The organism is Quyinboa sediminis (genome assembly GCF_042219855.1).
Lineage (GTDB): Bacteria > Bacteroidota > Bacteroidia > Bacteroidales > UBA5342 > JBHJHP01.
In genome coordinates, this window is the sequence record NZ_JBHJHP010000002.1 from 511,866 (window position 1) to 525,600 (window position 13,735).

The following is a 13,735-nucleotide window of genomic DNA, read 5'->3' on the forward strand; positions in this document are numbered from 1 at the left end:
GTTATTGTTTATTTTGATTCTGTAACAACTACTTTTTTTTGTCCTACAATGTATATTCCGTTTTCCAATCCCTTCAGTGCTTTTTCCTTTTCAACGCCTGAACGTAAACGACGGCCTGAAACCGTATAAACATCTACCCTCTTGCTTTCATCTTCCACATCCATTTTAACAGTTTGTATTGATGTTGCATAATCAAAAATGATCCTGTAGGTAGCTGTAGATATCCCATCATCCGCTGTGACATGCACATATGCGGTATCCGGAATTTCGGTCACGTTATCAATTTGGACCATGGCATTTTCGTTGGCAGCAAGGACTGATACGCTTGGTAATACTGTAGTGCCCTGCGGGACAGAAACAATGTAGGTGCCGATTCTGTAATTAAATGCCGGGCTAAGCTGTCCTGCACTTACCTTGAGTGATGCCAGCGACGGGTCGTGCACACTTTTACTGGTATCGGCTTCCAGGATGATCGCATCGTACATTATTCCTTTATATTCCTGTGCTGAGCCGTAACTTCTGAGTTGCAGGGTGTTTTCACCTTCCAGTAAAAGGCTTTTATCCACATCGCAGGCAATCAGTTTGTATTTTCCACTGGTCAGTGAGGATCTGCGGATTCCGCTGTCACTCCAAAGATCGTTCACCGAAACGGTTTCACCGTTCAGGATAAGATCGAGGTGTGGCCCGGCATCCACTCCAGCCAGCGCTACTTTAATTACGGGATCATTCAAAACTGAAACATCTGCTATGTTAAATTTTATATCCCAGGTGCTGTTCACCCGCTGACAATAATACCAGTTATCACGTGGAGTATCGTCTTCACAGTTATAGGTCAGCTCATGTGGTGATTCTTTCCAACGGCCATAGGCTCTTGGCAGGTTTCCCAGCTTATATTCGTCGGATTTATGATCTGCTATCCCTATCTGAAAAATTGTTTTTTCTCTGTCTTTAGCATCCCACTGAATGATGCCTGCATCATTATTCCCTTCACTGATAAGCACGTTATCCTGTCTCAGCTCATCAATTAATTTGCCTTTCTGCGTATAGGCATAAAGGGTATAGTTTCCGGGAATAATCTTTTCAATTTCAAAATTCCCCTTTTCATCGGCTTCAGCCCAGAAGAAATAGTCATAAGGTTGCCATTGCCAGCGTCCTACTTCAGAAATCCAGGATGGCCCGGCTTTGCATAGCACCACCATGACACTATCCACCGTTCCACGGCCTTTTATATCCAGCTTTCCGTTTAAATTGCCACGGGAGTGCACGTACAAATCATGGCCAAGCCACTGGTACGGCCATTCTGATTTCAGCTCTGCTGCCTTTTGCCTGGCATCCGCAATAATTTCTTCATTTGTTCCACTGTTGATATAGATAAATGCAGGGCCAAAGATCTTGCTCCAATGTGTATATTCATCCTGTAGCGTTATGGTTTCACTCCCGAAATGGCCGGTTAAAAAGGGACAAAGCAATATTGGCGTTGTATTTGTCCCATGGAGTGTAGTCTCCTGCATGGTTGGACCACCGGAAATGTATTCATGGCTGGCTTCTATATTCCAAACACCTGTTCCGTTCCCCATAAGGCCATGCAGATCGTCGTAAATTTTATAGGTACACCAGTCATATTTGGTATAGATGGAGCCATCCTGAAGCAGGAAGGTCGCATCCTGAATTTCCTCCACATAATTTGCCAGCACATCCGGATGAATCATGGAGCCCTGGCGTTCTACAGTCCAGGCATAATCAAAAATGGCCTTATCCACGCGAAAGGCAAACCGCAACTGTCCAAGCGATTTACCGGCAAGTCCGGCATCCGAAACCACGAAGTAAGTATAAAACCCGGACTCGTTTTTTCGAAACACAAAGTGCATTTCAATATCAAAATTATCGACCTTCTGAAAATAGATATCTGCTATTTCGGCTGTATTTACTTTTATGCCGGGCTGAAGAGCTGAAGGAGAAAAAAAACCGTTATCGTCATTGTAGGAAAAATAACCGTATCCGCCATTATTCAGAAGATTGGCTTCTCCCTTCAGATTCACCGAAATCATCTTTCCACCATCAATCTGAGCTTCAATTATACCGTTATCTACAGCAACCGTGTTCCCGCTAACCACAGCAATATTCTGAGCAGGTACAGCAAAAAAGTACAACTGCAATACAATAAATATGAGGTCTTTAACCCTATTCATGTTACTTTATGCTGGCGTATTACTTTTATGACGTTAACTCTTTGTGGTTCAAACCAAGTGATCATCCTTAATAATCAGTACAATATACAACCTTCCCTGCCATATTTCCAAAATCGTTTCAGTCTGCAGTTGTAAAAGGGGAAGCCGGTAAGCCCTCTAAATTGTAAAGGTTGGCAGACGCCGGATTGTCAGCCCATCCATACCTGACCGCTTGTGGATGCTGTATTTTGTTGCTCCAGACTTTGATGGAATTTTGACTCATAAAAGCAGCTTCAGCCGCCACAAATTGTCCATCTGAACCGGCAATTTCAAATCCCTGCAGCCTGCAATTGGTGTTAAACCCTGTACCTGTGGACTTAAACGTAAGGACAATGCTGTTGTTTTCCACTGACATATGCTCATAGAGCGGACCGGAGCTTATGATTCCGGTATCACCATAAGCAACTTTATTTGCCTGTAGGGCTAAGCGATGCCCCACTTCTTTTTTATTCAGGGGATGGATATCATTCCATTCCCCTAAATCGATCGTTACGGCCATACCGGTCTTTGGAAGGTCTAAAACCCTTCGCTGTGCATCTCTGAGTTCAGCCCATTTACTCCTGGTGGGACAACAGGACGCTTCCCCGTAATTTGCCAGTTGAACATACAAAAATGGCAGGTTACTATTATTTAAGGCGGAACGCCAATCCTTAATGACATCGGAAAACAGCTTCCTGTATTCATCCGATTTCGCGGTGTTTGATTCTCCCTGGTACCAGATCACGCCTTTAAATTCAAAATCCCGGACCGGAAAAAGCATGGCATTGTATAAGCCGGCAGGTTTATAGCGAAAAAACGTTTGAGGGTTTAATGGTGGCATAGCTGCTCCCGGATGATACTTCCACATGCCGGTCAGATCAATAGCCAGAGAATCAATCAAAATTTTATATGGTTTATCGACTACAAATCCCCCCTTACCGTTCGGACAGACTACCCGGACCATCAGCTCATTTCGTCCGGATTTTAAAACACCGGACGGCACCTTGTAAATGCGTGGTGGATACTGGTATCCAACAGATCCAATAAAAACTCCATTTAAAAATGCTGAGTCGCTGTCAATAATTCGTCCCAGGCGAAGCGTTGCTTCTCTGCCTGAAAGTTTATCCGGTACATCAAAGCTTTTTTGAAACCAGACCGAACCGTTTATCAGATCCAGTCCCTTATCATTCCAGTATCCCGGAAGTGACATGGAAGGCCAGTCGGACACATCCACTCCGGTTTCTGACCAAAGTGCCACACCCGGATCATTGGCGTTCAGCTGTTTATACCATGCGTTTCGACGATTCCTGTCCGATGATTCCACACTGTCAATATATGAGGGGTTTGAACAGATTTTCAACATTTCGGCATATTCAGGATAGTGTTTCAACTTTTCCTCACTCAACCATGCTTCAGCCGGCGAACCACCTACCGCAATATTCACCAGGCCAACCGGAACGTGATAGCGCTGTTGGAGTTCGGCAGCAAAAAAAAACGCAACAGAAGAAAAAGACCTGATATGAGCCGGCACTGCTTTCATCCAGTAGCCTCCCGGAAGTCTGGTTTGTGGTCCCTGAAAATGATAGCTTATGGGTACGCGAAAAATACGGATATCAGAATTATTTATGCGATCAATTTCTGTAGCATACAGATCGGTAACCCTGCTCAGTGGCAGCTCCATGTTCGATTGTCCTCCACATAACCATACATCACCAATCAGAATATCATGGATGGTAATGGTGTTAATCTGCATGTCGTAAGGACCGCCTGCTTCAGAAGCATCTAACTCTGTGCTCCACTTGCCGTGGGTATCAGCTTTCGTTGCATAGCTTTTGTCTCTGAAAATAATTTGAACCTCTTCATCCGGATCAGCCCAACCCCAAATGGTTAATGGTATATCGCGCTGCAATACCATGCCGTTGCTTATTAAAGCAGGCAGCTTTACCTCTCCAAATACCTCATATGGATCAAGCAGCAGGAATAATGTAATGAGAATAAAATTTGAGACTCCTTTCATAAGATCTCAAATTTAGAAATAATTTCTTATAGCTTAAAGTCAGCTATTGCATACAATCTCGTATTTAATGTTTTCAGCATCCTTAAAATAAACAGCATAATACGTATCGCTGTATTCCGGATGAATCTGTGGTTCAGACACAATGTCAGCACCGATCTTTAATAATTGCATGTATGCATTATCAACTTCAGCTCTTGATTCTGCTCTGAACGCCAGGTGATGCAAGGCGCCAGGTTTTCTACGATTTATACTGTCGTTCTGAAAGGCTTTTCTTGGCGAAGTAATGGCAAAAGCAAGGTTATCGTGCGTATATTCAATCACATGAAAGTCGTGTTCCCTGATAAATGCCTTAACCTTTCTGTTGATGTCAAAACCCAGGATTGGCAGAAACTTATCGTAAAATGCTTCTGCTACTTTTATGTTTTTTACTGTAATCTGTATATGATCGATAAGCGGTTGCATGGGATTTTTTTAAGATTCCATACAAAGTTATCATTATTTCTTTTGCCTGCCCGAGTGTGATTTATCCGGTCTTTTCTGATTTTTATGCCTGTTGGCAAAATATTCCTGCTTTCTCAGCAACTTCTCCTTTTCGAACTCCTGCTTTTCACCTGCTGTCATTGGGCGGTCCGTCTGCGGAAAAGGATTATCGGTAATGATCTCAATTTTCTGATCAATGAGTTTTTCAATATCCCTGATCCAGTCGTTTTCTTCCGGTTCACAAATAGAAATGGAAACGCCTTCATCTCCGGCGCGGCCTGAACGTCCAATTCTGTGCACATAGGTTTCAGCGATATTCGGGATGTCGTAATTAATCACGTATTTCAGCTTGTTAATATCTATTCCCCGTGCTGCAATATCAGTAGCCACCAAAACCCGGATCTCACCATGCTTAAATTTACCCAAAGCTTTTTGCCTCTGGTTCTGCGATTTATCGCCGTGAATGGCAGCAGCAGACACCTTTTGTTTAAACAGATTGCGTACAATTCTGTCGGCACCATGCTTGGTCTTACAGAACAACAAAACCTGATCCATCTTCCGGTCTTTAAGAATATGTTGCAGCAGATCCTTTTTTGTTGATTTGTTGGTGTAATAAAGGTATTGCTGTATGGTTTCAGCGGTAGAAGACACCGGACTAACCTCAACCTTAACCGGATTATTCAATATCTTCCGTGAGAGATCCACAATGTTTTTCGGCATCGTAGCAGAGAAAAACAGGGACTGCCGTTTGCCGGGAAGTTTAGCGATGATTTTTCTGATATCGTGAATAAAACCCATATCAAGCATCCGGTCTGCCTCGTCCAGCACAAAATATTCAATATGGTTTAAGCGAATATAATTCTGATCCATCAAATCGAGCAGTCTGCCCGGTGTTGCCACCAGAATATCCACGCCACTGCGTAACCTTCTGATCTGGGCTGTCTGATTCACTCCGCCAAAGATGACCGTATTTTTTAATCCCGTATACTTTCCGTAGGTAGAAAAACTCTCTCCGATCTGAATCGCCAGTTCCCGCGTAGGTGTAATAATCAGCGCGTTAATTTTACGCGGACTATTCTGATTCTGACGGTCCTGATACAGATGCTGCAGGATTGGGATAGCAAATGCGGCGGTTTTGCCCGTTCCGGTTTGTGCACTGCCCAGTACATCCCTTCGTTTCAATATATGTGGTATCGCTTTTTCCTGAACCGAGGTTGGAACCTCATATTTTTCGTCCTCTAATGCCTTAAGTAAAGGCTTAATTAATTCCAGATCTTCAAATCTCATGCTACTGACTGTTCTGTATAAAATGTAAGCTGTGGGAGTAATTTCAGGGATAGAATCATAGGAGGGCAAAAGTAGTGACTCTTACTCTTAAATCAGCTTAAAACGGAGAATAATTCTGTTTTTAACTACATCCCTTTATTTAAAAGGGTTACAGCCGGGATGTAAATGAATTTAATGATACAGAAATACTGAAAATAGGCGCGACTATGCTCAAAACCATCCATAAAACAGTTGATAAACGGTCCTGTTGATCTGATAATTGTTCCGTTCTGAACTATTTAACCATAAACTTTATGGTCTGCCTTTTACCGTTGCTTTCCCAGATGCAAAGATAGGTACCCGCCTGAATTTTACGATTTGTTTCATCCTGCAGATCCCAGTTCAATGTTTGTGAACCACGAATTCCGGCAAATGATTTTATGGTTTGACCTTTAAGATTTGTAATGATTATCCTGACCGGTTCATCTGCTTCTGCAGCAACACTGATGTTAACAAAATCCCTTGCAGGATTAGGTGTCAGCGTGATCTTCAGCTTACCTTCTCCTGTTATATTCTGCAATGGAGTAGAACCGGAAGTCTGGTAAAACTTAAGCCCTTTTACACGGTTTCCGGCATAAATAGAATTTGTTTCGGGCTCACAGATGTTGAGTGCAAAACTGTAATCTCCAAAGCGGTTCAGTGTTTTAACCATAAGGGCATTTTCCCCTTTAGCCAGCTGAACAGTGGCCACCTTACTTCCAATGTCGTTATCACCGTAAGTCTTTGTGGTTGTGGAACTGTAAACCAGTTCGCTGTTCAGATAGACGTAAATTGCTTCCTGTGCGCCAAGCCATAACTCCGCTTCCTGAGCTTTAGGTGCATAAACATTAGTGTATGCATAACTTACAATGTTGGTCTGGTCGCTGTAAAACGATGATAGGTCTATCCTGTCATCAAAGAAATACACCGGCTGTGTCCATCCATCCTGACCCGGAACAGCTTTTACAGAAGCTTCCCCCGGGATATATTCTGTGGCAATACTTGTTCCCTCGTAAGGACCTGATAAAATCCACGTTCTGTTGCTCTGACCGAATTTCCCGTTTTCAGATGTATTCTTTTTAACGCGTTTGGCTACCTCGCTGATTGTCGCACCCTCCACATTGATTTTATCAGGATCGTTTGTTCCCAGCCCCGCTTTTTCGGCCAGGGTGATGTGGGCAATATCGTCAGGGTTTAATCCCATCAGTTCTGCACAAACGTGATCTACCGCAACCGGGTCAACGCCTGCAATAATGGTATTCATCCTGACCTGGTTATCACCTTTGTATGTTTTATACGTTTCAAGGCACATCAGTGCATCCACCACCACAAAGTCAATATCGGCAATATTACACAGGTCAACGATCATTTCTGTTGTCCATCTTCTGAAGCCTACATCGTGATACAATCCGGGTGAATGCGTTGTGCCGGCCATTTTGTTATAACCGTAATAACAACCCGGTGCTGTTCCTACCTGCAGCTTTAAGGCATTTGTAATTCCTGTATCATGAATTTTCAGTACCGGGACCACAATATAAACATCTGCCTGTAGTTCAGCAGCATGAACACCATAAACAGAACCCTGTATGGAAGACATCCCTTTATCTCCCAGATCCACTTCCACCACATCATCGATGGATTGGTTCAGGTTCAGAAATCTGAAATTAATGCCATTCAGATAAGCATCACTTTTCAGAGCGGTATAACCAGAGTTTGCCCAAACGCTTGAGGATGACTCCGGATCATCGTTGGTTCTGGCCGAACCCTCTGCCACCACGATCTCTACATCTCCTTCTGTAAACTCATCAATAATTTTTATCAGCGCTTTAACAACGCGGACATCGGTATTTTCTCCCTGCCCGGATGGACTGTTCGCCCCCACAAGATTGACCTTCAGCATCACGTTATCCCCTTTATCAATCACCCAGTCGAAACCACCCTGCAGATCAATGGCCTTTCTCACCATATCTTCTACCTGTTCATAAGTGATATCCGCATCGCGTGAAGAAGGATTTTCAAGACCATCATAATCAGAGGGAACCAATCCAACCTTTACCGTAGCTGCCGTTACGGCATCGAATTCCGATTCATATTTATACGTGACCAGATCGTCGGCAACATGTGAAACCACAAAATCCAGTGATATCGCAGCAAGAATTAGTATTGCGTATTTTAAATATGTCTTTCCACCCTTTTTTGAAGGTTTACGGGTTACATTCCGGTTCATATGATTATAAATAGATTTATTGCGGAAAATTAATAAAAACACCGGAATAAACAACGGTTTTAATGCTGGCAATCAACTATTTAAACAGTGTATAAATAAGACCCAGAATCGCGGCTCCTCCAATGCCGGTAATGAGATATATGCTCAGGATGTTTTTTTTGAATGCACTTTGCATCATGGCAATGTTAGCAATTTTAGTTACGGGACCCGAAATAAAAAAAGCCAGCACAGCTCCATCGGACAAACCCAGTTCTGACAATTGCTGAACCACAGGAATAGCGGCTCCACCACAAACGTAAAACGGGACACCCGCACCTGTTGTGATCAACACAGATAAAAAGGAGTTTTCACTTAAAAACCGAACCACGTAATAGGGATTGACCAGAATCTTGATTGCTGCCGCCAGAACGATGGCCAGAAAAAAGTATTTGCTGACATACCTGGTCATCCGGTACAGATCCCTGAAAAATGCCTTAAAACTGATATCCTGCTCCGTCTGTATCCAGGCTTCCAGATCGGGTGAAGACCTTAAAATTGCTTCTGGCGTAAGTTTTTTCTTTCTGATCAGAAACTGTGTAAGATAGCCTGCTGTCACACCCAGCAAAAAAGCAGATACAACCCGCATGACTGCCATTTCATAACCCATGGCTCCGGCTGTAAGAAAAAAGAGATTCGGATTTATGATAGGAGAAGAGACCATTAATGCCATCAATACGGGTAAAGGTATACCAACAACAAACAGGGCCGCGCTTAGCGGAATAATGATATAACTGCCAAGCGGAGACAGTACACCTAACAGTGCTGCAAGTACAATGGTCATCGCATTTCGCCGCCCGGTAAAAATAGCTGCGATGGCTTGTCGTGATACAAAAACTTTAACCAGTGATGACAGCACAATTCCGGCAACAAGGTAGGGCCAAAGCTGATTTAACAGATCAAGCGCCTCAATGAGTATTTTTTGGGTATAACTGCCCGAATAAAGATCCAGAAATTTGTACCAAAGATTATCCATGCTCTAAAAAAATCGGAGATGAAAGTACAACATTTCTTCCTATCAATATCATTTCCGGCACATTATTGGTTCTGCGTAATCGAAAAAATGAAACTCTTTGCACAATTATTCTCTTCTTATATGGCTTTGAAAGCTTATTTTTGCAACTGTGGTAAAAAAACACATCTTTTAATTATTGAAAATATACAGAAATGGCTAAAACCTGCAAACACATTTTTAAACTCGTTTTGTTAACCGTAATTCTTCTTTCGTCGGTTAATATTCTTTCGGCACAGACACTTAAGTTACACTATAATCCTGCAACAGAGGCCTTAAATGCCACAACCATCAGTGATGCATCGGGCAACGGCTTTTCCGCTGATCTAGTGAACGGAGCTTCAATCGTTTCGTTTGACAACATGCAGGTTATTGAACTGGGAAGCGGAAACGGGTATGTTAATATGGGCACCGGATTGGGAAATCTTGTAACGACCCTTCAGGACTTCACGGTTTTCTGTAAACTATATATTCCTTCATCTACTTCCATAACGTCCAACGGGAACTTTGTATGGACAATAGCCAATTCAAATAATATTGCAACAGATGCCAATGGGTGCCTGTTTTTTAGTGCAAAAAACGGCAGGTATGCCATAACGCCAAACCGGTGGACAGGTGAAGAGGGCATTCAAACCGGTTCAGCGCTACAAAAAGGTGCCTGGATAACGGTTACTTATGTACAGCAAAACGGGACAGGATCTCTTTACTACAATGGTCTTCTGACGGTTAGCGGAGAAATTGCCATGACACCGTCAGAACTAGGCAAAACCAGCTACAATTACCTGGGAAGATCCTGTTACGCTGCAGATTCCTATCTTAGAAATGCCAAATATGCTGACTTCAGAATTTATGACGGTGCGCTCAGTTCAGTACAGATAGAAGCATTATCCGGCCTTAAAACCAGTTCTGATGCCGTTGAATTACTGGCAGAGTTTGATTTCAGTTCAGCATCTGACAGCGAAGATACATATACCGGATCGCTGCATAACGGTGCACAACTGACTACCTTTGGCGCAGTTCCTGTTCTGGATCTTGGCGACCAGAACGGTTATTTTGACTTTAGTGCTGCATTTGGTGATGTCATTGCCACACTGGATAGTTTTTCTGTTTCAACGAATATTTATATCCCTGAAAGTACTTCAGTGACAGGAAATGGTAATTTTATCTGGACGTTTGCCAATTCAGATAATATGGGAACGGATGCTAACGGAAACATGTTTTTAACTGCTATCTCCACCCGCTATGCCATTTCGAATACCGGATACTGGAGCGAAGAAGAGCTTGATGCAGGCGTGCCTATGATGAAAGGCAAGTGGGTCAATCTGACCTACACCCAGCTGAATGGTCATAGTTATATTTACCTCGATGCGGATCTGATCGCCAATGGCACCATCAGTAAACTTCCCGGATCGCTTGGCTCAACAGGATACAATTACCTTGGACGTTCCTGTTATGCCGGTGATGGTTATCTGAAAAACGCGGTTTACAGTAATTTCAGGATTTACAAAGGGGCCATTAACAGAACTGAAATAGAAAGTATCAGTGCTGAAACAGCTGTACTGAACCACACCCTGGACAGCATGATTGTTACAGCAGCATTAAGCAGTGTTACCATTGAGAATAAGGATGAAATCCGTTCTAAAATTGCCTTGCCGGGAAGTGTGAGTAACGATATTTCCATTTCCTGGTCAAGTTCTGATGAATCAGTTGTAACTTCGGACGGAACGGTTTACCGGCCTTCTTTCGGTTCCGATCCGATAAGTGTGACCATGACAGCAACACTCACACGCAATGCCTATTCGGCTTCCACACCGGTTGAAATAACTGTTTTACCCCAATATTCCGATGAAGAAAGTGTGGATATTGACCTTTCGGGACTTGAAATTGGAGGCAATACAACAAATGCAAGAAGCAGTGTTATCCTGCCCTATAAAACAGCTGAAGGATCAAAAGTCAGCTGGAGCACAGACGCTCCTGATTTCATCAATACATCGGGTCGTGTACTTAAGCCATCGCCACTGGGACAAGGTAAAAAACAGGTTACAATGACTGCAACTGTGACGAAAGGCGATGTGACCAAAACAAAAGATTTTACCATTTATATTGCAGAAAAAGAGGACCGTTCGGCCTATCTGTTTACCTATTTTACCGGTAATGCCCAGTCGCAGGAACAGATCCATTTTGCCTTAAGCAACGATGGGTTTAATTATACGGCTTTAAACAATGGTAATCCGGTAATTAATTCAGCTGATATTGCACTGAAAAAAGCTGTCCGTGACCCCCATATCCTGCGTTGCGAAGATGGCAAAACATTTTATATGGTGGTTACCGATATGAAATCCAGCGAAGGATGGAGCAGCAACCGTGGTATTGTGTTACTTAAATCAACTGACCTGGTTAACTGGACCAGTGCGACCGTTAATTTTCCTACACGCTGGCCCGATCAGTGGGCTAATGTGTTGCGTGTATGGGCACCACAAACCGTTTACGATCCCGATGCCGGAAAATACATGGTTTATTTCTCATTGCTGACCAGTGACGGAAAAGTAACTTACGATAAGATATTTTACTGCTACGCCAATGCAGACTTCACCGACCTTGAAGGTGAACCGCAGTATCTGTTTGACAGAGGCTCGGCTACCATAGACGGTGATATTATTTTCAGCGATGTGGATAAGCTTTATCATATGTTCTTCAAAAATGAAGGCATAGGAGGCATCAGCGAGGTCACTGCAGAAACGCTTACCCCACAGGATGGTGAAACGCCCGGATCGCAATGGAGTACACCTCTTGACAATGTGGATCAGACGGATGAAGCCGTTGAGGGAGCCGGTGTTTTCAGGTTAATTGATCAGGATAAATGGATTCTGATGTATGACTGCTATGGAGCGGGACATTATCAGTTCTGTGAGACACCGGATCTGAAAAACTTCAGTTATGTGATGGACAATTATTCCATGGATGCACGACATGGAACATCCATAGCCATTTCTGAAGCTGAAGTAAACAGGCTGATAGAAGCTTTCCCATCTACTGCCCTGAATTCAATTTCAGGCATTGGCGCACGGAACAAGAATATACGGGATGCAGGTATTGACATAAACAGCACAAGTAAGAACATTCATATTCCGGTATATTATGGTGTTGATCTTTCATCGTTTGATCCGGAATTATATGCCACCCCCGGAACAACGATAACTCCTGTTGGCAATCAGGATTTTACAAACGGTAGTGTGGCATATACATTTACACTGAACGGAAATTCAGTTACCTATAATGTCACTACTGAGATCTGGGCTAACCCGGTAATCCCGGATTTTCATGCCGACCCGGAAGTGCTCTATTCTGAGCAGACCGGCCTCTTCTATATCTATCCTACCACTGATGGTTATCCCGGATGGGGCGGATATTATTTTGATGTTTATTCATCGCCGGACCTTGTAAACTGGACTAACCAGGGAACCTTTCTTGATCTCAGCACCGACCAGGTCAGCTGGGCAACGGGAAATGCATGGGCTCCTTGTATCATAGAAAAGAAGATTGCTGATAATCAGTACCGGTATTACTTTTACTTCAGCGGTGAAAGCGGAGGAAAGAAAACCGGTGTGGCTGTATCGGATTATCCTACCGGGCCTTTTGTGGATTCCGGTTCACCCATGATCAGCTCCAATCCGGATGGTGTCGGCGGGCAAATCATCGACAGTGACGTATTCGAAGATCCCGTATCAGGTAAAACTTATATTTACTGGGGAAACGGCTACATGGCTGTGGCCGAACTGAATGATGATATGACGTCCGTTAAAGAGGAAACCATTAAGGTAATTACCCCTCAGGGAGGTACACTGGCAACATACGCTTTCAGGGAAGGAACTTACGTGTTTTACAGAGACGGACTTTACTACTTCCTCTGGTCGGTTGATGATACCGGTTCACCCAATTACCATGTGGCTTATGGTACATCTGATTCGCCCACCGGACCGATCAATGTAGCCAGTCAGCCTATCGTGATTAAGCAGGATCCGGATAATGAGATCTACGGAACGGCTCACAATTCCATTATACAAATTCCCGGACGCGATGAATGGTATATCGTCTATCACCGGATCAACAAAAACTATCTGAACGACGGACCTGGTTATCATCGTGAGGTTTGCATTGACAGGCTCTATTTTAACGAAGACGGCACCATAAAGCCGGTCACACCCACACACAGGGGAATTAATCCGGTAGATGTAAGCAGTAACTTTAATACCAGTACGTCTCAGTTTTTTTTTAACCGGGAGTCAGCAAAAGGTGCAGTAATTCAACAGGAATTATACACTGTATCGGGTCAGCTTATTTCTGTAAACGACTTGCAGGCACAGAACGGTATCATCATCGTTGTTAACCACTACGAAAACGGAAGTACTGATACAAAAAAGATGGTGGTTTTAAACCATTAACGTAAAAAG

The 13,735-nt window shown here is 43.4% G+C and carries 7 protein-coding genes; 1 reads left to right on the forward strand and 6 read right to left on the reverse strand.

All coding sequences use genetic code 11. The features are described from left to right. Nucleotides 1-8: 8 nt before the first annotated feature. The 6 genes from ACE1EF_RS07265 to ACE1EF_RS07290 form a co-directional block, all read right to left on the reverse strand. Nucleotides 9-2,189, reverse strand: coding sequence for a polysaccharide lyase family protein (locus ACE1EF_RS07265; protein ID WP_375719971.1), 2,181 nt, complete (start codon nucleotides 2,187-2,189; stop codon nucleotides 9-11). Between the two features lie 118 nt (nucleotides 2,190-2,307). Further along, on the reverse strand, nucleotides 2,308-4,224 hold the full coding sequence (locus ACE1EF_RS07270) for a sialate O-acetylesterase (RefSeq protein WP_375719972.1): 1,917 nt from the start codon (nucleotides 4,222-4,224) through the stop codon (nucleotides 2,308-2,310). A 39-nt stretch (nucleotides 4,225-4,263) separates the two neighbouring features. After that, a complete protein-coding gene (locus ACE1EF_RS07275) occupies nucleotides 4,264-4,686 on the reverse strand; it encodes a VOC family protein (protein ID WP_375719973.1) in 423 nt (140 codons plus the stop codon). Between the two features lie 33 nt (nucleotides 4,687-4,719). After that, nucleotides 4,720-5,991 (reverse strand): DEAD/DEAH box helicase, encoded by a 1,272-nt coding sequence (locus ACE1EF_RS07280; protein ID WP_375719974.1) that lies wholly within the window; start codon nucleotides 5,989-5,991, stop codon nucleotides 4,720-4,722. 274 nt (nucleotides 5,992-6,265) lie between these two features. Next, on the reverse strand, nucleotides 6,266-8,236 hold the full coding sequence (locus ACE1EF_RS07285) for a DUF362 domain-containing protein (RefSeq protein ID WP_375719975.1): 1,971 nt from the start codon (nucleotides 8,234-8,236) through the stop codon (nucleotides 6,266-6,268). Between the two features lie 76 nt (nucleotides 8,237-8,312). Beyond that, a complete protein-coding gene (locus ACE1EF_RS07290; protein WP_375719976.1) occupies nucleotides 8,313-9,248 on the reverse strand; it encodes a permease in 936 nt (311 codons plus the stop codon). Nucleotides 9,249-9,439: 191 nt separating this feature from the next. Here ACE1EF_RS07290 and ACE1EF_RS07295 point away from each other — a divergent pair, with 191 nt between their 5' ends. Then, nucleotides 9,440-13,726 (forward strand): family 43 glycosylhydrolase, encoded by a 4,287-nt coding sequence (locus ACE1EF_RS07295; protein WP_375719977.1) that lies wholly within the window; start codon nucleotides 9,440-9,442, stop codon nucleotides 13,724-13,726. Nucleotides 13,727-13,735: the final 9 nt, after the last annotated feature.

Coding starts and splice junctions, on each gene's coding strand:
- ACE1EF_RS07265 (WP_375719971.1), bottom strand. CDS start 2,189: ATGAATAGGGTTAAAGACCTCATATTTATTGTATTGCAGTTGTACTTT.
- ACE1EF_RS07270 (WP_375719972.1), bottom strand. CDS start 4,224: ATGAAAGGAGTCTCAAATTTTATTCTCATTACATTATTCCTGCTGCTT.
- ACE1EF_RS07275 (WP_375719973.1), bottom strand. CDS start 4,686: ATGCAACCGCTTATCGATCATATACAGATTACAGTAAAAAACATAAAA.
- ACE1EF_RS07280 (WP_375719974.1), bottom strand. CDS start 5,991: ATGAGATTTGAAGATCTGGAATTAATTAAGCCTTTACTTAAGGCATTA.
- ACE1EF_RS07285 (WP_375719975.1), bottom strand. CDS start 8,236: ATGAACCGGAATGTAACCCGTAAACCTTCAAAAAAGGGTGGAAAGACA.
- ACE1EF_RS07290 (WP_375719976.1), bottom strand. CDS start 9,248: ATGGATAATCTTTGGTACAAATTTCTGGATCTTTATTCGGGCAGTTAT.
- ACE1EF_RS07295 (WP_375719977.1), top strand. CDS start 9,440: ATGGCTAAAACCTGCAAACACATTTTTAAACTCGTTTTGTTAACCGTA.